We start from the raw sequence: 25,728 nt of genomic DNA, 5'->3' as shown, positions 1-25,728 counted from the left end.
CGATGTTCCGGGTTAGAAACGGCGAAGTGAATCTCTTGCCTAGCAACGCATAAAACCCCGGAGGTTGTCCGGGGTTTGCGTGGATGAGGATGAAGTGATGTTGGACGCGCCGGTTGGCGGTTGGTGTTATTCTTCGAAGCCGGCGGGCAGGGGGGTGACTTGGTTGTTGGTTGAGGAGCCACCGGTCGAGGAGTTCGTTCCCTTCAGGATCACCGTGTCGTTGATCACCGTGCCGTTGGGGCCGCTAGTGATGCGGCGGGTTACCGTGTTCGAGTGGGGCACGCCGTAGCTGGTCCAGCTGGTCGTCACCGATTCGATCTGGTTGCCGTTGGCGTCGGTCGAGATCGAGCTGCTCGTCCGTTGGCTGCCGCGGTCGATCACGTTGCGGTTCGGGTCCAACGCACTGAAGTGCGTTTCGTGTTGCCGAGTTTGCACAATCCAGCGGCCGGTGCTCGGATCGATCATGGCTCGCAGGTCGCGCTCGGCATGCAACTGCCGAGTGCTTTGCAGCGCGGCGAGCAGCATCGTCCCCAGCAGCGACATGACTACTAGCAGGCACAGCAAGGCCACAATGAGAATTGCGCCTCGGCGTTTTCTGGGCAGGGATTGATTGCGTGGCGATTTAATCATCGTGCTGCTCCTGGCTATTTCGGACTGCGCGTGGACGCTCGTACGGCAGAGCAGCTTCGATCCGTACATAAACGGGCGGAATATCCACGAAGAGTTCATCATCGGCTTCGATCGAGAGCACAATCAGCCGCTGATGCGGACGGGTAACTGCGGGTTCGATCTCGCGCGGAAACGAAAATGTCTCGCGGGATTTGATCTCTTGTCCGCTGAGCTGCACTCGCTGCAGCCCAGCTTCCTGCCGGCGATACTCAATGGCCGTCGAGTCTGGCAACTCGAGGCGCAACACCGCGCCAGCCATGAGTTTTGCTGGATCGGTTTCCGCCGCTGAAGCAGTGTGGACGTCGTTGCGTACGCTCTGATCGAGACGCAACAGTGTGCGCTGCAAATCGGCATCCGCTCGCGATCGTACCTGCGCTTGCATCACGCGCTGCAACAAGGCTGCACTTAGACTGAGCAACACGGCGCACCCCGACATGACAACCACCAGCTCCACCAAACTAATCCCGCTACGGCGCTTCATGGGGTGTCCTCCGCAGGAAAGAGCCAGGTCGTCAAACGCACGGGCGCTGCCTCGCGATTGATCTCGTCCCAGGACATTTCGAGAGAGACACGTTGACCGAAGGTGGTCTCACGAAGTTCGCCGCGAAGCGAGGCCCCCGGCAACCGCTCCACCGCAAAATCGGACGGCGTCAATTTCTCGACGGCGGCAGGCAACTCCGCAGCAGATAGGAGGCTCAAGCGCTCCAACTGATTGGAGATTTCCGCGAGCGACACCCGGTGGTGCCGCTGCGCGATCAAAAGCCGGTTGTGCGCGACGATCAAGGGAACAGCCGCGATGAGCGCAGAACTGAGCAGCGTGAAAGCTACGACCACTTCGAGCGAGCTAACGCCGCGGAGTCGGGATGGAAATCGATGCAAGCGACTCACAGCAGTCCTTCCAGCAGAGTAATCAGGGGAACAAAGAACAGGCTGACTTGAATAATCACGAGTACCGCCATCAGCAACACAAACGCGGGAAGCAGAAACTCTCCAGCCCGTTCCAAGCGCGCGGCGACGCGCTGCCGTTTGACCTCGACCAGCTGTTCGAGCGCCCAGGTTAGCGACCCCTGCCGTTCGGCCACCACGAGCAAGCTCGCCTCTGGCGACGAGAGCAATCCGGCCGCGGACATGCTCTGCCACACCGGCAATCCCTGCTCCAGGTCATTGCGGACCACGAGCAGTTCATGGCGAATTGTCGGATCAAAGTGGTAACGGGCGAGCGTCGACAGAGCGCCCGGAATCGGCCGCCCGGCCGTCGCAGCCACTCGTAACTTCTGCAGCACGTCGGCTGCGTGCACTTCGCGGAGCGAGCGAAACAGACGTGCGGCGATTGACCAGCGAAGGCGGCGTCCGGTCCGCGTTCCGAACAGCCAAATGATCGCAACTAGCAGGAGGAGCGCGGCGATCAGCAGTTGGTTTGAATACGGTTCCAGGGAATTGACCGACCATGCAAACAGCGCCGGTTTGCGCATTCCAAATTCGCCAAAAATTTTCTCAAGGCGCGGTAAGACCCGCAGTTGGGCAAACAGGAACGACGCCAAACTGATCGGCAGCACCGTGCCGAAATAGATGAACATGGTGCTGAAGTAGAGCCAGGTTTGGAATCCCGTGGCGGCAGGATGATCGAGGCTCGCGCGGAGGGCTGCTGTGCGTGTGCCGGATTGGGCGTCGAAACGCAGCGTCAGAATATCTTCGTCGCGGAGCACGCCAGGTTGCGAGGCCGATCCGCAGCCGGGAAAGTCAAGAGGAAACAATCTCCGAATCCGACATTATACATGCGGACGTTCACTGATGAGTTCATTTAGCGAATGCTCCGATGGATGGCTGCAAAACCCGCCTTGGCAGCTTCCGCCATATGGTTTTTGGCATACATGTCCTTGCACCAGGCGAAGTGTGGATCCTCTAGCGAACAGTGTATGGCAAATTCACGCTGCTGTTGGAAACGCGTTTCGGCATCTCTTTGAGCCGCACCCGCTCCGTGCGCCGAGCGGAGCGGCTTTGCGATTACGTAGCGCACCGTCCCTTCAGCCGATGCAATTACCGTAGTGCCTCCCCGAAATAGTAGCCCTCCTAATTCTTCTTGTTCTGAGTCATCGAACTGGTCGAATTGAACAACCAATTCGATCAGCAGCTGCCCGTCCGAGGCCACACGAAAGACAAAATGAAAACCGAGGACGCGAAGTTCACGATCCGGATCGAGCGCAAGGGCAGCAGCATTGGCCTTAGCATATTCACGTAACTGTCTGACAAATATTCTCTGATCTACCTTCTTCGCTTTGTTGATTGCGTCGATTTGGCCAATGCCATCGAAATCCCTGAACTTCTGAGCGACAGTGACGTCTCGCACAAAGAGCTTGCCAAGCAAATCCGTAGGAAATGGTGGTAATTCCCTCTCGACTCGCGGCCACAGTAGCGACTCTTCAGCCAACGATGAGACTCCACGCGGAAAGATGCCACGAACCCGAAAGGCCTCTATCAAGGCACCACGCAGCCCCCGGGGATCTTGGGGCGACAACTCATAATCTGCGGTGACTAGTGCCCGGAGATAATCACCGTAGGTTATGTCCACCGGAGGCAAGTACTCGAATGCCCGAATGCACATCGAGAGCATGCCCTGAGCAGTTTTGGAAGCCTCGTCAGACACAACTTTGACGAGATCAGGATGCAAATCGCCTTCGGGCAGTCGCCCGGTGCCACCGGTACCAATACGAATAACATCTCGAATGCGTCGTTGATAAGTGTTGAAGAAGGCATCGAAGACAGCGGCTACTAGTATTGATCCTCGGTCGTGAGGCTCGGTAACCTGCTGGTATAAACGTGGGTCTGGTAAGTCAATTGCCGAACGTAGCGCATCACCCTTGCCTGTTGCGTATCCAAACTGCTGCGCAAGACTGACAAGTGGTGTCGGAGATCTCAGATCGGGGCCGCGGCTTTGAATTTGGTCTAGCAAGATGTCGGCAAAGGAAAAATGCTGGAAGATAGCGACGATATCGGAAAAACCCTCATGAAATGCCCAGACATCTCGGTTGCTTGGTTCGATGAAATGCTCACGCAGGGAATCTACGATCGCGTGTGTCATTTCATGTGCGATAATATCGTGAGACAAGCACGTAAACACGTTCTGCCCTGGAAGATTGGGGCCAGGATCTGACTGGTCCGCTTGAAAGTACCCAAACAGAATTCTTTGATGTTGACGGTCGTAATAGGCATTTGCACCCCTGAACGCATGCGGCAGCAACATTAACTGTGGACGCTTGCGGTATGGGCGGAAGGTAATCTTACGGCCTAAGGCACGCTCGAAGTTCTCGATGACCTTCATAGCTACCGCGTAGACCATTTGCTGATGAAATCGAGGATCGGCCTCGCTAGGGTCAAGCCCTCCCTGCATCAGAATATCTGCCGAATTAAGATTGATCGGCTCATAATACGTTCTCCGCTCGCCATCGTAATCAACAACGGAAATCCGCGAGCCGACAGGGCCAGGCCGAAGGGGTTCTGTAGCGACATCAATGCTTATGCTGTTGCCCGCAACCCGCCCAAGCATCGGATCCAGGGCGAATATCTTCAAGGGCCGCCGCGGCGGGAGCGAAATTCGGCGGATGGACAATTCTTTGCTCCTGAATAAGGGTTTTGGGGATTATGAACTCAAGCAAAAAACCATGCAACCGCCAAAATCCCTAAGAAAGCCAGCGAAATCGACATGGTCTCGTCACGACTCGATTCTGTTTGGCAGCAGGATAGAAGCGCCGGTTTAAAGTTCCGGTGGAATTGTTTCGGGCGGCGACGGCCAATTAATCCACATAACGGAGTTCGCTATTTGATCGACAGAAATTGATTCAAGCGATCGACCCCTCCCTTAATTCTACGCGGCCTTCGTACTGTAGCTCTTCAGCAATCCACCCAGCCGCTCCGAACACAGAATCTCGTTCAGCGGCAGGCTCTGATCGAACGACGCATCCTTTTTCGGCCGCCCACGTTTCTTCTGCCGATTCAACAACTGGTTATCAATCCCCTCGCCCTGATGCGGCCGTTCAGTGTGGTAATGCTCCAGATACTCAGAACAGATCTGGTCCATGTGCTCGCTGCCGAACACGACAAACCTACCTAAGCACTCCTGCTGGATCGACTGCACAAACCGCTCGACGAACGCATTCGTGTTCGGGGCGCAGAACTCGTTCTTCTTCACTTTCACTCGTTTCGAGCGGAGGGCTTGATCGACGGATGCGGTGAACTTCGAGTCCCGCTCACGTTGTAATGTCGCAACACGCAGCTTCTTGCCCCGAGCTTCCTTCACGAATCGCTCCATCTGATCGACCACCCACGCTTCGTTCGGGTGGAAGGTCGCGGGCGAAAGCACTACTCGCCTGGTTTCAACGTGCAGAAACGCCAGGACGAACACCTCCCGGATGCCACGAAGCGTCAGGATCCGCTTGGAAAAGAAGTCGCACTGCCAGAGTGACGCCGCGTGCTGCTTGAGGAAGTCATCCCAGGTGCCTTCACCACGTTTGGGACCGGGGTCGTAGCCGTGCCCCTTCAGGATTGCCCGGACAGTGTTTCGGCTGGGTGGTTTGATTCCGAGCTTCTTCAACTCACCCATGATTCGGGTGTAGCCCCACTCGTTCTCCTTGGCCATCTTCAGAATCAGCTGCCGAATTTGCTCCGGTGTTCGTGGCCGGCCCCGCTTCTTCGGCTTGGGCTTGTTCTTCTTCTCCGCAGCGATCCAGCGCATGATCGTGGATGGGTGAACGATCGTTGCGAGCTGGGATAGAACCTTGCCGCCGAGCTTCTGGGCGAACTTGACCAGACGCACTAGGAGAACCGCTGGTTAGACAAGAATTCTCATCTTTTTTGCACAGCGCAGGTGAGCGCTGGCCATCTGAAACATAGCTCGACTTCGAATCCCGATTCGATCTTTCCTGGCTTCTCTAGCTAGTTATCAAAAATCCCTTCGCGCAAGGGGATGGCCCGGCGGTTAACACAAGAAGTCGCGTGCCAAAAAACCGGCCAAGAAGAGAGCGCGGTTAGTAGGAGAGTTCCGACCAGGGAGGTCGTTTTTAGTGACCTTCCCGCGCAAGCTCCCGGCCCATGACGCACAAGTTACGTGGTCTGGCTTAGACCAGCAGCCGTCGTGGCCGGTCACGACGAGGAAATATCGTTCGCGCACCTACTGGGCCAATCCTGAGCTTGGCGCCCCTACAAATCCTGCGAGTCGCTTGTCGTTTGGAAAACAAGCGGAGCAAGGGGGAAAGATGGCACCGAAGAAAAACAAAGCTCGGCAAGTGCCCAGACAGCCTGGCAGTTGCGCGCGCAGCACAGAAATGACCCGGATTTGGGACGTTATTCGTTACTCGGAGCTGCCCGTGATGGACTTCTTCGATCCACCTGCATTTTATGAATGCTATCAGGCAGTGTCAAAACAACTGCCCTTTGGACTCGACGAGCACACTCGCGTCATTGCATTTGGCCTGTCCTCGTTGCTCCAACTGCAGCGTAGACCTCAGCTCAAAGAACTATGGCGCGGACTAGTTTCTGAGTGCGTCGCAGAGATCGTAGTTTCCGCTGATTCGTATTTCACGCCAAATTGGCGCAGCAATCACGAGAACTTGGGGTTTCTGGTCGTCGCGACTTTGGCGCGCGGCGCATTGAATGGCAAACTGCAGAACCCGTTGTGGGAAGAACGCTTGCGCGGGCAAGCAGAATCACTTGTCAGCTATCACGTTCGCCCCCTATTCCACGACCGTTATCGCGCCATCGTGAATTGCTACGGCCGGGATGGCAAAAACCCCGCCTCCGACTTCTGCACGAATTCGTGCGGATGCGCGAAACTGTTTCGGCACCAGGATGATTATAAGGACCGCATGAAGCGCTGCGCGAATCTGCATGGCATCCATAACTTCTGTGGTTCGCTCACCCTGGACAGGTGGAATGAGGTTCTGGATACTGCGATGGTTGGCACTTCTTTTAAGGGTGGTTTCCCCACCGAAGGAATCTTGGCGAACTATCGATGAGCAGCGAATTTGTCACAACATTTTTAGAAGCCTGGGTAAAGACATTGCAACAGCGAGACCAGCAGCCGAGGCCACTGCGCAACGACGGCCCCTATCAATATTTCGTGCCAAGGCCGGCCTGGCTGGAGACAGCATTGTCGCTTGACACGGAGCTTTCCCCGGAGCTGTATGACCAATCCTCCACTTCAGACATTACCACGACGCTCTTTATGATGCTCATTTATCTCGCACCGCAAGATTTGAAGCGTGGCTGCAGCCAAGACGTTCTGCAAGCAGAAGCCGAGATCGTTTCTGCGTACCTCGAAACGGAAATGAAGATTCGCAGCCATTTTCGCACGCGCGTTTATGCGTTTGCGATGATCGCACTGTCCTGGGATACCCATCTGGCGAAGCAATGCCCACACCTCGCGCGACTTGCGGAAGGAGTGGTGATACGGGAGTTACGATTCAATACGCAGTATGGATACGGAGTCATCATGGATCGGGTTTGGTCCTACCCTGATGGTAAAGATCGCCAGACGCAACTCGCCAGCAATCTCTATACACTTCTCATGGATGGCGAATGCAAATGCTGCCACGACAATTTTCGCCATGCCCAGGAAGATCATCCTCAGCAACGCGCCCGTCAAAATCGCTGTGAAAACGGGCATTCGTTCGGGGGCTATTGCGCCAGACTAGTTGAGGCCGAAAAGATTGTTTCGTTGAGCGACTTTCTGCGAACAGCGGTTATTGGCGGCAAGAAGCAACTGTTCCACGAGGACGGCAAGTCGTTCACTTTCGAGTTGAAGGGACTTCAGGAGGGAATGTTGTTTTCGCTGCTCCAGCAGCAACAGGATGCGCCGACTTTAAATTATGTCTGGTTGCTAAGTGGCCCACTGCAAAACTTCGCTGACTGTGATGCTTACCTGCGCGGCTACGTCATCGTAGATCTTGACGCCGGCAGTGTTGCTCCTGTCGCCTATTATCGCTGCATCGTTGACGACCCAAAGGTGACAAGAAGCTGCGGCTTTTGTTTTGTTCCGCATGAATTGGGACGATTCAAAAAAGGAGTTTGCCGGAATGATGAGTGTGTCGGCCAAATCTCCAATCGCGCCTCTCAAGGCTACAAGTCGACCGGAGCAGCAACACCGCGGGCGAGGGCGTAGCGAGTTTTATCTCCATCACAAAACGACGACAATCCATTTCAATGATTGATACTATGAATAGTAATACTAAGATCGCTCCAACAAGGCTGTCCCGTGCGGAAGTGTTGAAATCGCTTGAGAAAATGGGCAAGCAATATCCTGCTGGCGAAATTCGTTGGGGGTGGTCGGCTAAGAGTAGTGATCTGCTTACTGGCGTATCCATGCGTTTCGCAGAAAACGAATCGCAACCGGACGCTACTGGCGTTTTGACAGGCCATTTGAGTTTCAATGCAATTCTCTGTGAAGACGACCGCTTCACAGAAGAAGAACTCGCGATTTTTGCCGGCGATCTGGCAGCCGCTCCAGATAATATAAGCGCTGAGCCCCTGCATGTGCTGGACAAGTACAAGAGCTACACAGCTGCTTCCAGATACTGGTGTACGCGCGACTTGGCCAACGGTTGGCTAGTCAGTGTAACGTGCGAGCGCGGAGGTGAGATAACAGAGTTCAGGACCGCTACCCGCGATGGCGGTTGGTTTCGAGTCCCTGGTGTGGATCCGGAGTCGCAGCTGATCCGGGTCGAGATTCGCGATGTAGAAGTAACGATTGCTTCCGGAGGTCGCACGTTTTTGATGGCGGCGGTAGCGATTGCTGCGGTGCTATTCATCGCTGTTGCAGGGTTGTTGCGATACTCATTGGAATTTGCGCCGTCGACTCGGCCTCCAGCAGTATTGGTAACTATTGACCGGAAAGATCAGTTGCCGCTGGCATCTGGCGAAGGGTTGGAACCTACTACCGATCACGTTGCGACCTCGCTAGAGAGTCATTCCCATTGGGTAGTTTTTTTCTGTGATCGCCAAGGGATCGTGCAGGTCACTGAAGGGCTGCCGGGAAAAAGTGGTCCTGGCGGCTCATTTCGGACGCCAAGCAAGCAGGATTCCGATTACGCTTACGTCATCTCGGTCGCAACAAATGAAAAGTGCCCAGAATTATTAAGTTGCTTGCGAACGGGATTAACGCCGGAGGTGCTATCTCGCCTCCAGGAAAAAAGTTTCGCGAAAGAGGACAAGAGCGGTAAGCAGGTAACGGCAATCTTCTCCGAGATTGCTGACAAGTGTAAATGCACTCGAGGCTTGTCGACGGTTTCGGTGCTAAGACGGACGATTTCTAAGCCACCCGTGATAACCCCTTCGAAATGAGGATAAAATGGCAATAGCTAAACGCCTAACGCTTGCTTGTCTAAGTCTGCTGGTGATTGCTGCCTCAAACTCAGATACTGGCGCCCAGAGTGCAAAGAAGCCGATGCAGGGCGTCGCTAAGAAGGCACACGCTTCCAAGTCACCCCGCCCACCGGTCGCGATTGTGATCAATCCGAGTGGTCGTCCCTTTGACGCAATGGGACGCCCCCTCGATAAGAAATTGCCACATTGGGCAGGCAATCTTACCAATGCCGTTGAAGCGCACAACTCGGTTGGGCAGTCCGTGGTGATCTACTATCATGCCGGCGATCGTGACCTCGCGGCACAAGTCGACATGCTCGTTCAGCAGTCCAAGAAGAGCAAGGCCGAGGTCACTGCAGTTTCTTTCGACAGCGGGGCCGCGGCCAGTTCGTTGGTAGAGAGTTGGATTGACTTCCATTGCACTCCGGATCTCACAAACCGGCCGATGACCCCCTTCGCATACTTGATCGTGATCGGGCATGGAGAAATGGCAGCGGAAAAAGACCGTTGCCTGCGCTGCGCAGAGGATCTTTTTAATGTGTCGCAGGTTGAGCGAAAATGCAGCAAAGCTCATTTTCCACTGATTTCCGTTTTGCATCTTTGTGCTGTGCACTCGGACGAAGATGCTGGCAAGGAAGTACCTGGCATCGAAGTTCCGACGGTTCCAATTGGCGTCGCAGCAGATGCGGATGACATCGCAGAATTTGCCGTCCGGGGTTCAAAATCCGGTGGGGCATTGCCCACGGCCTGGGCCAAGAACAATGACAAGGAAGACATCGTCTGTCGCATCGCATCAGCATATCCGGGAACAATGGCACCAGACGATGGCCTCTTCTTCGAAGCTTATCGAAGTGCTTTTGAGCTGAACAACAAGAATCAGTTCGTTCAGAACCTAAAAGGTGGTACCGGCGAAAATCAGAATCTCCGATTGATGCACCTAGTAAAGCGAATGTCGGTAGCGGCCACGAAGCCCAGCAAAGTTGGAATGAAAGTTGAGCAGCGCCAATACGACATTTGCTCCAATCCTTCGGCGATCACTCCGTTCCACATCATTGCTTCGACAAATCCGGAGTATGTCTTCCTTGCACCGGCCATCAGCATTATCGAAAACTTTGATCCAGCGCGAGACATTGCGCCGGCATTGTTCGACGGAATCAGCTTTATTTCCGATAGGGATGTCCGGCGAGTCGTTATTAAAGGTAACGGTAAGGATCTAAAACGGCCCTATGCAGCCGTCAATTGCCAGCAGCTATTGAGCGGAAATATTCCCTTGTCTGGCAAGGTTTTGTGTGTCGAAATGGTGAGCGCGGCGGAGATGAAACTTTCCTTTCAACGGAATGACCCGAACAACCCGAATCAGGTTCAATTCCTGAATATGGTTGACCTTGCTCAGGTTGGACGCGGTGTGCTGAAGTCGTGCGACTTAAAGGGCGGCTTCCCGAAAAGATATCGGATTTCCCCACCAATTGGCTTCTTCGTACCGGATGACGCTAATCACGGACTTTCACTCTCACCCGTCAATGCCAACTTTGGACCTAATGACAAAGGTTGGGGACCCAACGATAGCTTAACCCTTGGCCCCATGTTGTTGGCGGATTTTTACGATCTGAAGGGAGAGACCATCGATAATTGGAAGAATTGGGAAGAGGCACAGCTGAGCATTCCGCTCAATGAACGCTGGATTCCACAGCGTTGGTGGCGCAGCAACGACAAAGCCTTGCTGGAATACACACCGGGAGATTCCAGAGTCAAGAAGCCGATCAAGTTTAGCGCCAACGGCGACGCAATAATTGGTGTCGGCGGGCCTGTTGCATATCAGCCTGATATCGTTGTAGACGGTGCCGCGCCAGGCAGGAAGCATGGATTGGACGTGGAACTCTCTTTCGAGCGCGAAATCTCTGCTGGGAAAACCGTGGCTTCAGTCTTGCTCTTCGATAACGATCGCGTAGTCGGGAACGTGCAATTTGCGAATGCCGCGGACAAAGGAAAGATTCGGGGCTTCGTGCCATTGCCACCGAAGCAGGTAGTCAACTATCTGGCCGTAGTGCTTCACGGCCAGGGAACGGTTGAGATTCGAGATCTTCAGCTGGGCTGGACTTCGGTTGCGAAGTAGCGTGATCTCTTAAACGCGAGATGCCGCAGATCGGGACGTGACCATCGGAATGTGCTGGTTCATCCACAACGATCCATGATATTCAGTTCTCCTATCAACGCCGCGGCGCTAGTGCGGCGCGCAAACAACTCGGTCGACTGGCAGAAAGCCGGTCGGCCGAGTCGCCCAAAAAAGATCTCGCTGTTGGCAACCTGTGATGGTTGTCCTTGTTCTCCGATCGGCCCAAGTGGTGAATGCCGACTTTAGCGCGCGATCTTAACAATACCGACCTTATACCCACTAGTCTGGACGACGTTACCGTGAACGCACCCGGACAGATCGAAGTGCAAATCAGCAGCGGTTCGTATCACGTCAGATCATTGACCACTGGAAACAGCGTTCGAGTAAGCTCTGGTGCATCTGTTCAGATAACGCCTCGTTATCGTTTTCGTCTGAGCTGTCTAGATCTGCCAAAAAAGCGCAACGGTATCGGTGGGAAACAAGTCTTATGGAAAGCAACGAGAGTTCACGTTCGATTCCTTGGCGGCCGGCGTCACTCAGCAGATCCTGTGCACGCAAGGGCTTGCCGGTTCAAGTCCGGCCTCTGGTACTTCTTATTTCTACTGCAGTTGCGCAAGTCTTCGCCGTTGACCCACGTTGATCGCCCAGGAAAACTCCGGGGACAACCGTAGATTTGCGTCGCTGTTACGCTGGCCCCATTCGCGGTCGGATATCGACGCGACCCTGAGGCTCAACATTCTATGATCCGATATTTAGATCCACCTTCACATCTTTACCGCGGAATTTTGCCGCTATAGACATCTCTCGGTCGCTATAGTACTGCAAGACAATTGTCGCAAACTCCGTTTTACTTGATGCTGCGTTGGGCAGATCTGAAATGACGATTCGTCCCAAAAGTCGGTATTCGCGCTCGGTTTCATTGCTAAAATCCTCAGGAAAGCTGTCACGCTCCTCGAGGATTTCGAGCTTAAACGCTTTCGCCTTGGGATCGCCAATTACCTTCACTTCGTGAGTCACCTGGACTGGTACGCGCTGGTTTCGATGTATTAACGGATAGAACTCTGGCTTGCTGCCGGGCCCATTGCGATAAAAGTAGTACCCATAAGAATAAGGACTCCGTAGCAACATACGCTCGAAGAAGTCTGAATTCCGGCTCACGTCATACCCGATCAGCCCCGCACCGTATGCGACCTGATGTTGCGGATAACTCGCCACTGTAGGCTGCTTTCCCCAATAATCGGCGATGCATTGCTTGAATTGTGGCAGCTTACTGCCACCGCCGACCAGGCAAATCTGATCAACATCCTGCCAGGTTAGTTCACGCGGGGTAGACTTCCAAAACCTGCCCAGGAAGGAAGTGCGATATCGATATACTCTTTCCACTTCTTCCTGCGGTATTGACATGAACAAGCGACTGCAAATCAGCCCGCAGCGTTTGACTAAATAGTCGGAACTACGAATGTATTGCTCCAGGCCAATATCAACTGAAACAATTTCTTTGGAGACATTGTCCAGGAACGACACTTGCTGTTTTGTGATCACGCTTTCCGCAAACCGGCGCTTTGCCAATTCGCAGGCATCATACAGAAACACGTTTGTGTAATCGAGGAATTCGTGATTTCGCTCTAGTTTCTTATTGAACATCAGCAGTTTTGCAATGACCCGATCCCAGCAGTCGCCGCCTAATTTTGGATCGCCTTCGCGGCCTAGTTCATACATCCCTTGGTAGATACTTTTTTTGCCGTCTGGACCTTCGACTTCCTCCGCAACCGAGGCCCCGACGAGCAGCAGGGTTACGTCTAAGGTGCCGCCCCCCAGATCGACAACCATAACAAGTTTAGCGCCGGGCTGCTGGTGGAGTCGCAAGCCGTAGGCGGCGGCGATCGGTTCATCCAGCAAATGGACTTGCTCGCTAGCAAAACCTGCGTCGACTGCTGCCTGGCGCGTGAACATTCGCTCGTCGTGCCCAAAATACGCTGGCACTGTTACCACAAGTCCGGAGAGCGCGCCCGAATCAAGTTGCAACTGTTGCTCTGCTCTCGACTTCAAATACTTCAAGTAATGGCTGGAAACATCGACTGGATTGAAGTGCCGTCGACCGGACTCGAAGAGATGGTTTCGACCGGCCTTCATGAAGCGCTTGACGCAACGAATCACTTGAAAGCGCTCGTCACTCATCATTTGTCGCGCTTCTTCGCCGACCACCGCGCGATTGCCATTCCAGCAGAAGTAGGATGGCATCACTTCCGAGGTGAACTGATCATCAGGCTTGATCATCGTCAGCCGGCCAGTGTCATCAAGTTGTGTACACGCCAGGCAAGTGCTTGTTCCCAAGTCGACGCCAAGCACAGGTGGTCTGCGATTCTTCATACGCGCATCGTAGCGCGCGGCCGAAGCTGACCTTGTCGGCGGAATCGACTTCGACCTGAGCCACTCCGGGGATGGCGTACTCGATCGGATCTTCGATCGTGATGACATTGCCAACTTGGGCGGCAGTGAGCTTGCGAAGCGCGGCGTAAAGCGTCGTCGTCTTGCCGCTCCCCGTTGGTCCCGTCAGCAGGATCATGCCATGAGGGTTGGAGACCATTTGTTCGAAAATGGTTTGATCGTGCCCAACCATGCCGAGGCGTTCGATCGTCAGTGTTTCGGTTTGCGTGGCCAAAAGTCGCAATGTCATGCGCTCGCCATGCTTCGTCGGCAACGTGGCAACACGAATGTCGATCTTGGTCGAAGCCGCTCCGAAGCGATGCGTGAAAGCGCCGTCCTGCGGAGCTCGCTTCTCGGCGATGTCCATCCCAGCCAGCACTTTGAATCGGCTGATCAGACCGTTGAGCACCGCTGTAGGCAGCGTGCGATATTTTTCCAACTCGCCATCGACGCGCAGACGAACCATGACGTTGTCCGGACAGGGGTCGATATGAATATCGGAAGCTTCGCGGACCAGCGCGGCGAACAGCAATTCATCGCACAGCGCGACAGCATCATTCGGATCGAGCTCGCCCCCTTGGCGAAAGTCGGTCCGCATGAGCGGCGATCGTCCTTCGCCACTCGCCGCCGATTGCAATCCATACACTCGCTGCAAGACTTGCCGTAGCGAATCGACATCGGCGGCTTCAGCTTGGATTGGTTTGCCGACGAAGCGTTCGACGGCTTCGAGCGCGGCAGAGTCGTGAATGTTCGCGCAGGCGACAAACACAAATTCGTCGTTCGCCGCAAATGGCAGCACCATGCGCCGCAGCGCGAGTGACGACGGAATGCGCAGGGCCCAGGCCGGATCGATCCGCACCAGGCTGCAATCCAAAAGTTCGGCGGTGACATCGCTCATGGCTACGTCCTCCCTCCGGCGGATGTCAGGCTCGGAGCCATCCGTCGCGCGGCCAGACGGTCACGGACGATGTTGGGATTGCGAGCCATGTTGAGTGCGGTTTGTTCGGCGATGAAGCCCTGATGCCACAGCCGAGCCAGATCTTCTTCGAGCGTGTGCATGCCGAGGGCAGAACCGGTTTCGAGCGCGGAATAAATCTGCGAGCTTTTGCCGGTGGCGATCAAGTTCGCCACGGCGGAGTTCACCATCAGCACTTCGCTAGTCACGACGCGCCGCCGCGTTGGTTGCAGCGGCAAGGCGTTGTTTTCTGCTAGTTCGCGGCTCTCGCGTTGAATGGCCGTTCCGTCGCACATGATCAAGTGCTGCGCGATGATGCAGCGCAGCACCAGCGACAGTTGACGGCGAATCCCCGCTTGCTCGTCGGCAGGAAAGACAGAAACAAGGCGTTCGATCGTGCCGACGCAGTCACCCGCGTGAACGGTAGTGAAGACCAGGTGCCCGGTTTCCGCGGCAGCGATCGCCGTGCGAATCGTGTTCAGATCGCGAATTTCGCCGACGAGAATCACGTCGGGATCTTGCCGCAGCGAAGCAACCAGGGCTTCATAAAAACTTTCGGTATCGGTGCCCACTTGTCGCTGATTGACGAGGCTTTGCAACGACGTGTGCAGATACTCGATCGGATCTTCGATCGTGACGATATGACTGGCGCGGCTTTGATTGATGCGATGCAACAGCGACGCGAGGGTCGTGCTTTTGCCAGCGCCGGTTGGACCCGCAACGACTACCAACCCGTCGGTCAGGTTGCACAGACTATACAGTTCGTTCTTCAGCCCCAGGTCCGCCAGCGTGCGAAACTCTTCTTCCAAGCGCCGCAGCGCCACGCCGATGAGTGTGCCGCGGCGGTAGATGTTCAAACGAAACCGCGCGCCGTCGGCTGCCGTTAGGGCACCATCGAGCGAACCGATGTCGCCGAGGGGTTTGCGGCGGCAGCGGGCCGCGAGTTCGCGCGCGATCGCTTCCAACGTTGCCGGCGTCAGTGGTTCATAGCTGGCGTCGGGGCCGAGCTTGCCATGAATCCGAAAGTACGGACGCAACCCGGGCGACAGATGCACGTCGCTGGCATCATCGCGCGTGCATTGCGCCAGCATCCGATCAAGGAGCGCGGCGGTCGCATTGTCGTCATTCGAATTCGATGTCACAGCAATTCACTCAAAAGGCCAGCGTCAGTTTCCAGACGCGCGAGCGGAGGCCCGGAGCAGGCTCTTCCATTTCGATCCCCAGCGGAGTCACGGCCGGATCGACTTTGATCATCTCGCGCAGTGCACATTCCACATCTTCATAAGTGCCAATCAGCTCTAACTCCCACACGATCCGCCGATCACGATCGGCAAGTGGGTTCGCGTCGGCTGGAAGTTCCGCGGAGGCAGTAGACGTGGGAGTGGCGGGCGTTTTCAGCTCGGGAAAAGCGGTTTCAATCGGCTGCTTCAACTTTCGTTCGACATCTTGCCAGATCACGCTGACCTGAAAGTTGGCGTTGTTGAATTGCTTCGATTTGATGTTCAAATTGTTCGCCGCCAGCACAGCCGTCAGGCTGGTGAGGGATGCCGGCCGGTTGTTCGTTTCGCCAACGGTTTTGCGGAGTTCGTTCCAGCGGGTGACCAGCTTGGCGCGCTCGGCTTCCAGATCTTTTAGATCGGCTTGCAGTTCGCTCGCGCGAGCGCGCGTGCTCTTCAGGATCAATTCGCGATTGCCGACGCCGCGCAGATTGGCTGCCGAGCGGTGCAAGCCGACCAGCTGTGTCGTCGGGCGGAAATAGCCAAACATGACGACGGCGACGATGACCGCCGGAAAGCAAATGATCAACCAGCTCGGTTTGGAATTCGGATTCATCGGCCCACCTCCCGGTTCGACATGGAGGCAATGTCATCGGTGTTCGTTGGCGGTCGCGAGGGATTCGGCTGCCGATCGACGAGCTGCAGCGAAAACGCATAGACCTTGCCGTGCTTCAAAAACTCCGGCTTGATTTCGTATTCCGGCGCGACGCTCCAGCCGAGCGGGCCGAGTTGGCGGCCGAGCTCGACAGCAAAATCACTGAGAGGCGGCTGCTCGAGACTCTTCCCTTCGATGCGCACACTGTTTCCTTCACGGCGAATTCGTTGCACGACCACATCCTGCGGACAGGCTCGCGACAGGATCCCCAGCAACTCTGTCCAGCGGCGGCGAAAGATATCGACAGCTGCTTCGGTTTGCGGAATGGCGACCGAGAGTCGATCGACGCGCTTCTGCTCTTCCTTGATTTTCTTTTCGAGTTCGTCCACCTGCTTCTTAGCCGCGGCCTGATCTTGATCGGTCTTTTGATAAGCGGCGATCTCCGCTTTCAAAACGGCCATCTGCAAACGAGTCAAAATTTGATCGGTGGCCGCGATGCCGCACACGATTAGCAGCAGAGTGATCGCGATGGCCACGCGCATCCCTTGCGACATCGGCCGTTTCGCCGGCAGGATGTGCGGCACGGCTGGTTCGCTGCGCTGCAAGAAAGCAGCCCATTGCAACAGCCACGCTTCCAACACATGACGGTCGTGCAAGTTCAGCGATTCGGCCGTTTGCGGCAAGGGCAAGGTCTGTGGTCGTTCGGTCAGATGTTGCAAACGGGACGTGGGACCAAGCGACGACAGCCAGGATTCCATCGCCCGCTGCCAGGCCGTCGCGCGACTGTCGCCGGCGGCGATGGCGAGTTTCATACGGCTATCGCTGGCTTGTCCCACGGCGAGCGTGATGCCGCTCCAGGTTTCGATGCGGCCCCAGGTGCCGGTAGCATTGCGATCGATGGGCGTGGGCAAACCGCCCGGATGGAGCAAGCCAGCGAACTGACCACCCGCGCGGCGAATGGAGTTCTCGGCTTGATCGCGGACCCAGTTGGGAACCTGCAGCACCCAATATTCCGATCGCTCGCGCGTCCCTTCCAAGCGAACGAAATTCAAATCGGCGTCGATGGCCGATTGCCCCGACAAACTCTCGGCTTCAAAGCCCAGGGCCTTCGCTGCATCGGCATGTGAGAGGCCGACCAGCATGTCCTGATTGACCGTCAACTTCTGCGCCCAAAAGTCCTCGGCGAGCACCCAAGTCTTGCCGGGCTTGGTCCGATCGAGACGAGCAGCGGTATCGATCAGTTCCGGCAACTCCGCCGTCACTCCTCGTTCGCGCTGCCACAAACCGATCGCTTGGCCGCGCGCGTCGATATCCATCCGCACTAGGCGGTCGCGGGCGATGAACAGGAGAGTGGTTTTGCGGGCGAACATGATTACTCGACTTTGATTTCCGCGTTGTGCGCGACTCCACCGCGCAGATCGATGTGCACTGCCGGTCCCTTCAGCGTGCCGTCGCGCGACGCTTGAATGACATGCGGCCCAGCCATCAGCTGAGCGCTCGTAAAAGTGAATTGCAGATTGGTGGTATCCATGTCGGCCACGATGTCGCTAGTCACGACATGCACGCCGTTTTCCGCCACGCTGCCCGGACCGAGCACCGCCACGCGCCACGTTCCAGTTTCCGTCGGTGTCCCCTTGGTTCCGGCTTCCACTTTATAAAGCCACACCGTGAGCGAATCGGGACGCCATTCGACGATGGTCGACAGATCGCTCAGTTCGTATTCAGGAGCTGCCACGTTGCGCTCGGTCGGTGGACTATAGACGCGCACTGCTTCGCGCGCCGAACTCGCAACCGCTTCGGCGAGCAACGGGGTTCCCCAGCCGTCTTGAATCGCTTGCGCGGCCAAGTTGGAGCCCGAAGGAGCGAGCAAATAAGGTCCCCGCCAACCGCTGGTGATGACGATCGATTCGTACGGCGCTGGCGCCAGCCGCGGAAGATAAGGCACACAGTCGGTGGGTAGCGTGGTGCCAAAGAGCTCGTCGAGCGAAGCCGGAAAGCGGCCGACATCGGCGACAAAGCCGCGCGTGGCCGCGGTGTCGTTGCCCGCGATTGCGTTGTTCACATTCTGCAGCGTCTTGCGAGTCGCTTCGAATCTTCCCTGATTCGCCATCGGCCGGAGCGCTTCCACGGCGACGAAAGTGAGCACCGCCAAAATGACGATGACCACCAGCATTTCTGCCAGGGTGAAGGCGCTTCGAAGATAAATCTGGCGGCGAGCGAACATGAGTTTCTATTGCAAGGGTTGAATGAGGTCATCGCCAGGAGCGAGATGCGTTCCCAGGACGCCGTCGGGGCCAGCCGAGACGAGTTCGAACACATCGCTCGAACTTCCGGTTCGGAGGATGATCGGGCGGCCCCAACTGTCGAGAACCGCATGGTCTGCGTCCGGCGTAGGCGGGTCGGATTGCGATTTTCCAAAAATCGCCGTAAAGCCGCGTGAAACTGCGTTCTCGTCGGGATCCAAACCCGGATAGCGGCCAGCGCTCGATGTGAGCATGTAAGGCCCGCGCCATCCGAGGCCCGAAATTGGATCGAACGTCGACGTTGAAGGATTGACGAACAGAAAATGCAATTGCGGATGCAATTGCCGACCGCCGAGATTCTGTGGATCAGGTCCCGGCACCTTGCCAGCCATGTCGATCTGATAGCGATTGACAATAACCTTCTGCACTTCACGCAGTGAGGCCCAGGTAAGCTGTTCGCGCGAGTCTTCCATCACCGAGCTAACCGACACCACGACCAACCCGGCCAATACCGCGAGGATGGTGATGACGACGATGAGCTCTAGTAGCGTTAAGCCACGATGACGGCTGCTCGAATTCATAGAACCTTTGCTCTGGCAGCTGAAGGTAATAACGTCCCGAGTGAACCGACCGCCAGATCGACATTCACCCGGGACTGCGCGGCTTGTTGCCAAGCCGCGTGTTCTTTTTCGACGACGTTAGTTTTGGGTCTCAAAATATTCGGCAATGTGTCCGCCGACTCCCGACAAGCCGTCGTCATGAGCTGCAGCCACCGACGCTAGGCGAGCAGGGCCTACTCGGGGAATGGCATAGATGGCGAGAAAGCGGCTGTACGTGGTCAGTGGGTTTTCGCCCGCTTCGGGAAAGTGAACGGGAGCATCGAGCATCGTCTTGCCGATGGTGGTGGTTCGCTGGCCAACTCCGAAGGCGATGTACTTGACCGGCGATGAGGCCGGCTCGGTCGTCGCCGTGCGGAGCACAGTTGGCTGCAAACCGAGCGCTTGAACATTGGCTGCCGAAAGGATCGCTACTTGGCTGCCGCTGGCGAGCACCGTCGGGACGGCTGTGAGCGCGTACGGCTCGAAGGTCTTGTTCGTCGTCGCCGGGTCGTGAACCATGTAAGCCTTGATTCCAATCGTGTTCAGCGATTCCAAGTCGTCGTCATCAATGGCGGCTGCGGTGAGGCCGCTGCCTGCAGTGATCACCAAATTGGTGCCGTCGTACAGCGCGTCGAAGTTGTCGGGGTGGCGACCGGTTTGCGATTCGAACAGCCCAATCGCCTTGGCGATTTCGCCGATGTTCGTCGCCCCCGCCGAGCCGTGACTTTTCTGCACCATGTTCTGGACGACCGGCACGAGCATTCCTGCCAACGCCGCCAGAACCAACAACACCACGACGAGTTCGATCAAAGTCAAACCGCGCCGCGTACGTCCGGAAACGATCCGAGCTAACCGCAATGAATTCCGCATGAGAGCACCTGCCATTCGCGAGGAACAAAAACGATTCGTGCCTCGCGAGCCGCACTAGAATCGCAAATGCAAATCAATTGCATCACGGGCCGATTCTAAAACGGAATGGCATTCTGTCAATTAGTGCAAATGCAATTATTTTGCATTAAGGAGCGGCTTCCATGTGAGCCTCTCCAGCTCCATGCGAAATTCAGCCGAGGGCTAGCCTTGGCGGCTACCGTCCGGCAGCGATTCGTTGAACTGCTGTTGGGTGTAGTCCGGCGTACGGCCGTAGCTATCGGAAACGCCCAGAAGCGTAGCCCGCTCGCCCGAGGCATAGATCTTCAAAAACACGATATAACGGCCGTAGTAAGTCTTGTCGGCACCGGGATACAGAGGCACGGTCGTCGTGGTCTTGCCCATTGCCGAGTTCTTTTGGCCGAAGCCGAAGGCGACGACACGTTCACCTGCCACGAGAGGCTTGCCGTTTAGTTTCACCACGAGTGGTGCTATGGCGTTCAATTCAGCGACTGTTGCGGCACCGGCCACACCAGCGGTATCGGGAATGCCTGGCGAGGAATATCCCGCAACCAGAGCACGAAAGCCAGTGTTGGAGAGATTGGAGTTCACTGCGGCGGTGTCGTGATCCCAAACCCAATCGACGCCAGCACGAGTCAGCGACCGCAGATACTCGGCATTAGTGGCGTTGGTGAGCGTGGCAGGGGTCAACTGCGATTGCATGCGCGAGCCATCGGCGCCGGCATACGGCAAGCCCTTGGTCTGAGTGTCACCATTCGTCGTATCGGCCGCGTAAACAGCACCAGTGGTGTCGAGCAGCGAGTCCATCCCTTGCGGATAGCGTTTCTGGAGCACAAAGAAGAGTCCGACTTGGTTAGCGACGTCGGCTTGCGTTTTGGCGCTGACGGCCATGTCAGTCGTCCGGCCGAGCATGCTGATGTTCGGAATTACCAAGCCAGCGATCGCAGCCAGGATGAGGAGGACGACCACGAGTTCGATGAGTGTGAACGCGGCGCGTCGATAGAGAAGGGGGCTTTTCACTGCGGCATCTCCAGAAAATCAAAAAAACAAAGCCGATGGCCGTGATAATCGGCCAAGTCTGCAACCACAGCGGCTGCAAGAGGTTGCCGCCATAAGCAAGAACAATGCCGCGGCTGAACATTACGATAGCATTACCGTAAAGTTATATAGAAAGAAACATTACGAACTTTTCATTCGACTGAGGCATAACGTTTTTGAAATGAAAAATGTCGAATTTACCGCCGCTCGTGTCGCACGAGCCGACATATGCGGGTTCGTGCTTGCAGGATTTCCGATCCCGAGTAACGTGAGAAATTGGCCGGGATCAGTATTCCTGAAGAGGTGTTGTATGCGTCGAATTGCCTTCTCACTGGCTGGTCTGGCATTGGCCCTGGCAATTCGAACCGCCGCTGCCGCACAACCAGCCGAACTGCCGCCAGAAGCCCCCGTTCCCGCGCCAGCGCCGAACCCGGCGATTCAGCGAGATCCGACCGTGCCGCAGGGGGAATTGCGACTGCTGCTACAACCGCAGGCCGAAAACAGACCCGGCGTGGTCGCACCTGCCTATGTTGCCCCGCCTCCCTTGCCGGCCATCAGTGTGCGAGCCAAAGTCATCGGCCAAAAGGGGCAAGCGAGCGCGCTCATCACCCTCGGCAGCCCAGCTAATGCCGGCAACAACGCTGGCTATGAGCGGTTCTATCAAGTGGTCGAGGGACAGACGTATCATCTCCTCTCCGGCGAAGACCGGATGTTGAATGTCGTCTCGATCAAGCGCGAAGGCATCACGCTGGAGCTGCTGCCAGAGAAGCGGCAGATGATTCTGCCCTAGTCGGCAGTGGCAGTTGCGCCCACCCAATCTGGCTATTGTGGGATTTTGTGGCTTTGCGGGCGAATACGGCCGCAGGTTATTTATTGGCAATGACTTACGAAATTCTCAAAAAGTGCGCAAAGGTGTTGTGGGGCGGCGTCCAAAATGGATTGCGTGGCTAGCAGTACTTGTTTTTGAGTTCTTGGGGAGTCTGGTAGCCGAGCCGTTTGCGAGGGCGGGTGTTGAGTTGGCTTTCAGCCGTGGTCAGCTCCGCTTGGCTGACTTGCTGGAAGTCGGTTCCTTTGGGGAAGTATTGGCGAATGAGGCCGTTGGTGTTTTCGTTTGTCCCACGTTGCCAGGCTTTGTAGGGTTGCGTGTGGTACACCTCGATTTGCAACACGCTTTCGAGCTCGCCGACCTTGGCGAACTCGGCGCCGTTGTCGAAGGTGCAGCTCTGCAGCCAGTTGGGTGGGTACTGATTGAGGCGACGGCGAAGGATGCGATTGGCCGTGTCGGCTTCACGGTTTTCGCCACGCGCCAGTTCGAGATAACCGCTCACCCGTTCGACGATGCTATAGAGCACGGGTTTCGAGATGCCTTTGCGACCGACGAGCGTGTCGCCTTCCCAGTCGCCGAAGCGTTCGCGGCGGCCGATGATGGCGGGCCGATTGGGGAGCGTCTGAGCAGGATCGACGCGACGCCGAAGTGGCGGTTTTTCCCGATAAAAACGCAGGTATTGGCGATGCTCGCTCCCTGCAGGTTGCTTCAGCCAGTTGTAGATCGTTTGCCGCGAGATCCGCCGCAGGCGGTCGTCGAGAAAGTCCCGTCTGGTTCGGCCATCGATCTGATCTGGCGACCAGCGCAGCTCCAGTCGCGACTTCACATACTCGGCCACCTCCGGAGAATCCATCTTGCGATGACGGTGCGTGTGCCGCATCACCGCCTGTTGCTGAGCCGAGCCCGCCTGGTAACCCGTGTCACCGCAATTGCGTTTGAGCTCACGAAAGATGGTGGACGGGGCACGTTGCAACCGGCGCGCAATCGCGATCTTCGAAACTCGCAACGCGACCAATGCCGCCAACTGCTGGCGTTCGCTCACGGTAAAATGAATTGCCATCGCTGGGTCTCCGGTTTGAATCGAGAAGTCGTTTTCCAACCTCTATTCAACCGCCCCAGCGTTGGCGTTTTCAATCAGCCACCCCTCCACAAAATGCCCGAAACTCAATGCTAGCAACGCGTTCCATTATGGACGCCGCCTTGTAGGTTGCGGGCAGACGAACGCCGGCCCAAAATCTGCTCTTGCCGGGCCGCGGTCGTCCAATTAGAGTCCCGCCCTCCATCGTAATTTTGGAAGAGTCTCAGGCATGCGTACCGCCAGGCGCCGCCTCGCTACCTACCCCGGATTTATCCAGCGCAGGGACGTGCGGCTATGTTGTTCAAGCAGGTATGTTCACTCCAGCAAAACCGTGGGCTGAAGTTTGCCCTCGGGGCTTTCGTAGCCGCGTGCTGCGCGATCGCGGTTGTCGTCGGCCAGGAAGCGGCGCCGCATCAGCAGGTGCCGAACGCCGCGCCGCCGTTGCTGGAAAGTTTGACTCCCTCGACCACGCCGCTTCGTTTTGAGACCTCCTCAGAAGAGCCTCGCATCAGCACGTTGCGCGATGTTTCGCCGACGCCAGCGATTCCGGCAGCTTTCAAGCAGCCGCTGCCGCGTGTGCAGTCGGAACTGCCGCCCGTGCCGGATGAGTTGCCCACACCCGACATTCCCACACCGCCGACCGTTCGTCGCATGGGGCCTGAGCAGTTGCCTGGCACAGCGACGATCACTCGCGAGATTCGCGTGCCGCGACTGCTCGAGCGGGCTGATCCACCGATGGAGCTCATCGAGTTTCGCGATACGCCGCTGCATGAAGCGTGCAAGTTGCTCGCGGATCAGACGGGCTTGAAGATCGTTCCTTCATCCACGGCTGGCAAGGTGCTGGTGACGCTTTATCTGCGCGACGTGCGGCCGGGCGTGGCGCTCGATGCTTTGACCAAAGCGCACGGCCTGTTTTATCGCGAAGACGCCGCCACGGGCATTGTGCGAATCTTCACGACCGATGAATACGAAAAAGACCTCGGCAGTTTTCGCGAGGAACAAACTCGTGTCTTCACGATGCTGTATCCCAACCCGATGGAAGTCGCCTACGCGATCTCGGGAGCTTTTGGCGATCGCGTGCAACTCTCGCTGAATGGCCAGGCCGTGAACGGCGAAATCTTGCAGGATCTAGTGCAGCGGTTTGCGCGGTTCTCACTCGTTGATCAACAGTCACGCGTCCTCGGCGGTCAAAACGGCGGCTACGGCGGCGGCGGAAACGGCTTCGGTGGTGGTGGTATTGGCGGAGGCATAGGTGGCGGGATCGGAGGTTTTGGCGGCGGCGGAATTGGTGGTGGATTAGGTGGTATCGGCGGCGGTGGCGGTGGTTTCGGAGGTGGCGGATTTGGCGGTGGTGGTGGCTATGGCAGCTCCGGCTTCGGTGGGTTCGGCAACGTCGGACAAAACAACAACAATCAACAAAGCCAAGAAGGTGATCCTCCCAAGAAGCTGGAGGATCTCACTGCGGAACAAATCCAAGCCATCGAACTCGGCGGCAAAGCAGTCGATGATTTGCTGCGAGCGCGCAAGGCCGACATCTTTGTCACGATTGTCTCGCGCAATAACCAATTGATCGTGCGCACCGCAGACACGGCCAGCATGGAGAAGATCGAAGAACTAATTCGCGAACTCGACGTTCCCACGCCGTTGGTGCTGCTCGAAGTGCAGGTGCTGGCGCTGCAGTTAGACGACACGTTCACTTCGGCGTTTGATTATCAATTCACCGATGGCAACTCGATCGCGGGCGGCTTCATCAATAACCTCGATCCGACGACGGGATTCACGACGGGGAATATCCTGCCGCCGGCTGCCGATCAAGGTGGTGTCACACGCTTCGAACCGATCGCGCCGGGTGCGACGTTGGCTGCTCAACCCGCACAAAACATGACCTTTCAAGTTGTCAGCCGACACTTTCGCGCTCGACTGCAAATGCTGGAATCAAAGAATCGCGTGACGCAGCTGGCCACACCGCTGCTGCTAACCGCGAACAACGAAGTGAGTCGTATTTTCATTGGCCGGACCATTCCGATCACGACTGGCTTTACAGCTGGAACCACTTTGGCAAACCCCATTGGCGGCGTGGTCGCCGGGTCGACCGCAGTGCCGAATACGACGCTGCAAAATATCGGACAAACTTTGCTGATTACCCCGAACATCAATGCGGACCGGAGTGTCACCTTGCGGGTCGCTCAGGAAAACTCAGCGCTCGACGGAACTGTGGATGTGCCGATCCCGAATGCCAACGGTGATATTCAGCAGGCTCCGATCGATGTCGTTCGCCGCACCACGGTGTCGGGAACTATCGTTGCCAAAGATGGCTTGACGGTCGCACTGGGTGGTTTGATCGAAGAAGATCTGCGTGACTCGCGCGATCAAATTCCGATTCTAGGAAAGCTTCCCATCATCGGAATCGCTTTTCGTTCGCAACAAACCGGCCGAACGCGACGCGAGCTGGTCGTGATGATTCGACCTTACATTTTCAACACACCGCACGAGAGCGCTGCCCTGTCGCATGAGCTGATCGGCGCCCTGAGCATTCATCCGCATGCACCCGATGCTGTGGGAACCATGAACAGTTTCCTGCCGCGCGAAACGTTACGAGCCAATCCGCCAGAGAACCAATTGCAGACCATCTTCCGATTCCACAGTTTGGTGCCGAAGGCCTACTGAT

Annotated in this window: 22 protein-coding genes; 6 read left to right on the top strand and 16 right to left on the bottom strand. The window is 56.5% G+C overall.

From position 1 onward, the window contains the following. Positions 1 to 126: 126 nt before the first annotated feature. The 6 genes from M9Q49_RS17935 to M9Q49_RS17910 all read right to left on the bottom strand — a co-directional run bounded on the left by M9Q49_RS17935 (position 127) and on the right by M9Q49_RS17910 (position 5,479). A complete protein-coding gene (locus M9Q49_RS17935; protein WP_254510200.1) occupies positions 127 to 630 on the bottom strand; it encodes a hypothetical protein in 504 nt (167 codons plus the stop codon). Next, positions 623 to 1,150, bottom strand: a complete 528-nt coding sequence (locus M9Q49_RS17930; protein ID WP_254510199.1) for a hypothetical protein — start codon at positions 1,148 to 1,150, stop codon at positions 623 to 625. Before M9Q49_RS17930 ends, M9Q49_RS17935 begins: the two co-directional genes overlap by 8 nt. Then, the gene (locus M9Q49_RS17925) at positions 1,147 to 1,452 is read right to left on the bottom strand and encodes a hypothetical protein (protein WP_254510198.1); all 306 of its coding nucleotides are present in this window, start codon (positions 1,450 to 1,452) and stop codon (positions 1,147 to 1,149) included. Before M9Q49_RS17925 ends, M9Q49_RS17930 begins: the two co-directional genes overlap by 4 nt. A gap of 101 nt (positions 1,453 to 1,553) precedes the next feature. Then, on the bottom strand, positions 1,554 to 2,423 hold the full coding sequence (locus M9Q49_RS17920; RefSeq protein ID WP_254510197.1) for a type II secretion system F family protein: 870 nt from the start codon (positions 2,421 to 2,423) through the stop codon (positions 1,554 to 1,556). Positions 2,424 to 2,470: 47 nt separating this feature from the next. Then, on the bottom strand, positions 2,471 to 4,276 hold the full coding sequence (locus tag M9Q49_RS17915) for a hypothetical protein (protein WP_254510196.1): 1,806 nt from the start codon (positions 4,274 to 4,276) through the stop codon (positions 2,471 to 2,473). Positions 4,277 to 4,531: 255 nt separating this feature from the next. Then, positions 4,532 to 5,479, bottom strand: coding sequence for an integrase core domain-containing protein (locus tag M9Q49_RS17910; protein ID WP_254510194.1), 948 nt, complete (start codon positions 5,477 to 5,479; stop codon positions 4,532 to 4,534). Positions 5,480 to 5,987: 508 nt separating this feature from the next. Here M9Q49_RS17910 and M9Q49_RS17905 point away from each other — a divergent pair. From M9Q49_RS17905 to M9Q49_RS17890, 4 genes are read left to right on the top strand one after another with little or no spacing between them, the layout of a single operon-like run. After that, on the top strand, positions 5,988 to 6,677 hold the full coding sequence (locus M9Q49_RS17905; protein ID WP_254510193.1) for a hypothetical protein: 690 nt from the start codon (positions 5,988 to 5,990) through the stop codon (positions 6,675 to 6,677). Next, entirely contained in the window at positions 6,674 to 7,822 is a 1,149-nt protein-coding gene (locus M9Q49_RS17900) for a hypothetical protein (RefSeq protein WP_254510192.1), read from the top strand. The genes M9Q49_RS17905 and M9Q49_RS17900 overlap by 4 nt, the downstream gene beginning before the upstream one ends. Positions 7,823 to 7,875: 53 nt before the next feature. Then, positions 7,876 to 9,000 (top strand): hypothetical protein, encoded by a 1,125-nt coding sequence (locus tag M9Q49_RS17895; protein WP_254510191.1) that lies wholly within the window; start codon positions 7,876 to 7,878, stop codon positions 8,998 to 9,000. 7 nt (positions 9,001 to 9,007) lie between these two features. Next, positions 9,008 to 11,134: a hypothetical protein gene (locus tag M9Q49_RS17890; RefSeq protein ID WP_254510190.1), complete on the top strand. Its 2,127-nt coding sequence runs from the start codon at positions 9,008 to 9,010 to the stop codon at positions 11,132 to 11,134. A 738-nt stretch (positions 11,135 to 11,872) separates the two neighbouring features. On the opposite strand, the gene M9Q49_RS17885 is transcribed toward M9Q49_RS17890, so the two are convergent. The 9 genes from M9Q49_RS17885 to M9Q49_RS17845 all read right to left on the bottom strand — a co-directional run bounded on the left by M9Q49_RS17885 (position 11,873) and on the right by M9Q49_RS17845 (position 21,138). Beyond that, positions 11,873 to 13,411 (bottom strand): Hsp70 family protein, encoded by a 1,539-nt coding sequence (locus M9Q49_RS17885; protein ID WP_390844291.1) that lies wholly within the window; start codon positions 13,409 to 13,411, stop codon positions 11,873 to 11,875. A 19-nt stretch (positions 13,412 to 13,430) separates the two neighbouring features. Further along, a complete protein-coding gene (locus tag M9Q49_RS17880) occupies positions 13,431 to 14,459 on the bottom strand; it encodes a GspE/PulE family protein (RefSeq protein ID WP_254510187.1) in 1,029 nt (342 codons plus the stop codon). 2 nt (positions 14,460 to 14,461) lie between these two features. Further along, positions 14,462 to 15,658 carry a type IV pilus twitching motility protein PilT gene (locus M9Q49_RS17875; protein WP_254510186.1) on the bottom strand — a complete coding sequence of 399 codons (1,197 nt, stop codon included), beginning with the start codon at positions 15,656 to 15,658 and terminating at the stop codon, positions 14,462 to 14,464. Between the two features lie 10 nt (positions 15,659 to 15,668). Beyond that, positions 15,669 to 16,349, bottom strand: coding sequence for a hypothetical protein (locus M9Q49_RS17870; protein ID WP_254510185.1), 681 nt, complete (start codon positions 16,347 to 16,349; stop codon positions 15,669 to 15,671). Continuing rightward, entirely contained in the window at positions 16,346 to 17,758 is a 1,413-nt protein-coding gene (locus M9Q49_RS17865; protein ID WP_254510184.1) for a PilN domain-containing protein, read from the bottom strand. Before M9Q49_RS17865 ends, M9Q49_RS17870 begins: the two co-directional genes overlap by 4 nt. 2 nt (positions 17,759 to 17,760) lie before the next feature. Then, a complete protein-coding gene (locus tag M9Q49_RS17860) occupies positions 17,761 to 18,612 on the bottom strand; it encodes a type II secretion system protein (protein WP_254510183.1) in 852 nt (283 codons plus the stop codon). Positions 18,613 to 18,618: 6 nt separating this feature from the next. Then, a complete protein-coding gene (locus M9Q49_RS17855; protein WP_254510182.1) occupies positions 18,619 to 19,212 on the bottom strand; it encodes a prepilin-type N-terminal cleavage/methylation domain-containing protein in 594 nt (197 codons plus the stop codon). A gap of 117 nt (positions 19,213 to 19,329) precedes the next feature. Then, positions 19,330 to 20,100, bottom strand: a complete 771-nt coding sequence (locus M9Q49_RS17850; protein WP_254510181.1) for a type II secretion system protein — start codon at positions 20,098 to 20,100, stop codon at positions 19,330 to 19,332. A 201-nt stretch (positions 20,101 to 20,301) separates the two neighbouring features. After that, entirely contained in the window at positions 20,302 to 21,138 is an 837-nt protein-coding gene (locus tag M9Q49_RS17845) for a type II secretion system protein (RefSeq protein ID WP_254510180.1), read from the bottom strand. 328 nt (positions 21,139 to 21,466) lie between these two features. Between M9Q49_RS17845 and M9Q49_RS17840 the strand changes: the two genes are divergently transcribed. After that, entirely contained in the window at positions 21,467 to 21,946 is a 480-nt protein-coding gene (locus tag M9Q49_RS17840; protein WP_254510179.1) for a hypothetical protein, read from the top strand. Between the two features lie 157 nt (positions 21,947 to 22,103). On the opposite strand, the gene M9Q49_RS17835 is transcribed toward M9Q49_RS17840, so the two are convergent. Further along, on the bottom strand, positions 22,104 to 23,042 hold the full coding sequence (locus M9Q49_RS17835; RefSeq protein WP_254508056.1) for an IS30 family transposase: 939 nt from the start codon (positions 23,040 to 23,042) through the stop codon (positions 22,104 to 22,106). Positions 23,043 to 23,354: 312 nt separating this feature from the next. Here M9Q49_RS17835 and M9Q49_RS17830 point away from each other — a divergent pair, with 312 nt between their 5' ends. Further along, complete coding sequence (locus tag M9Q49_RS17830; protein ID WP_254510178.1) at positions 23,355 to 25,727, top strand: type II secretion system protein GspD; 2,373 nt, start codon at positions 23,355 to 23,357, stop codon at positions 25,725 to 25,727. Position 25,728 lies beyond the last annotated feature (1 nt).

The sequence above is a fragment of the Anatilimnocola floriformis genome, assembly GCF_024256385.1.
Classification (GTDB): Bacteria; Planctomycetota; Planctomycetia; order Pirellulales; family Pirellulaceae; genus Anatilimnocola; species Anatilimnocola floriformis.
The sequence above is the reverse complement of the archived record's forward strand: the minus strand, read 5'-3'. Positions and strand labels throughout refer to the sequence as shown.

Bases quoted from the DNA above. Each gene is read 5' to 3' on its own strand.
- M9Q49_RS17935 (WP_254510200.1), bottom strand. From the start codon at position 630: ATGATTAAATCGCCACGCAATCAATCCCTGCCCAGAAAACGCCGAGGC.
- M9Q49_RS17930 (WP_254510199.1), bottom strand. From the start codon at position 1,150: ATGAAGCGCCGTAGCGGGATTAGTTTGGTGGAGCTGGTGGTTGTCATG.
- M9Q49_RS17905 (WP_254510193.1), top strand. From the start codon at position 5,988: ATGACCCGGATTTGGGACGTTATTCGTTACTCGGAGCTGCCCGTGATG.
- M9Q49_RS17900 (WP_254510192.1), top strand. From the start codon at position 6,674: ATGAGCAGCGAATTTGTCACAACATTTTTAGAAGCCTGGGTAAAGACA.
- M9Q49_RS17895 (WP_254510191.1), top strand. From the start codon at position 7,876: ATGAATAGTAATACTAAGATCGCTCCAACAAGGCTGTCCCGTGCGGAA.
- M9Q49_RS17890 (WP_254510190.1), top strand. From the start codon at position 9,008: ATGGCAATAGCTAAACGCCTAACGCTTGCTTGTCTAAGTCTGCTGGTG.
- M9Q49_RS17885 (WP_390844291.1), bottom strand. From the start codon at position 13,411: ATGATCAAGCCTGATGATCAGTTCACCTCGGAAGTGATGCCATCCTAC.
- M9Q49_RS17880 (WP_254510187.1), bottom strand. From the start codon at position 14,459: ATGAGCGATGTCACCGCCGAACTTTTGGATTGCAGCCTGGTGCGGATC.
- M9Q49_RS17870 (WP_254510185.1), bottom strand. From the start codon at position 16,349: ATGAATCCGAATTCCAAACCGAGCTGGTTGATCATTTGCTTTCCGGCG.
- M9Q49_RS17865 (WP_254510184.1), bottom strand. From the start codon at position 17,758: ATGTTCGCCCGCAAAACCACTCTCCTGTTCATCGCCCGCGACCGCCTA.
- M9Q49_RS17860 (WP_254510183.1), bottom strand. From the start codon at position 18,612: ATGTTCGCTCGCCGCCAGATTTATCTTCGAAGCGCCTTCACCCTGGCA.
- M9Q49_RS17855 (WP_254510182.1), bottom strand. From the start codon at position 19,212: ATGAATTCGAGCAGCCGTCATCGTGGCTTAACGCTACTAGAGCTCATC.
- M9Q49_RS17850 (WP_254510181.1), bottom strand. From the start codon at position 20,100: ATGCGGAATTCATTGCGGTTAGCTCGGATCGTTTCCGGACGTACGCGG.
- M9Q49_RS17840 (WP_254510179.1), top strand. From the start codon at position 21,467: ATGCGTCGAATTGCCTTCTCACTGGCTGGTCTGGCATTGGCCCTGGCA.
- M9Q49_RS17835 (WP_254508056.1), bottom strand. From the start codon at position 23,042: ATGGCAATTCATTTTACCGTGAGCGAACGCCAGCAGTTGGCGGCATTG.
- M9Q49_RS17830 (WP_254510178.1), top strand. From the start codon at position 23,355: ATGTTGTTCAAGCAGGTATGTTCACTCCAGCAAAACCGTGGGCTGAAG.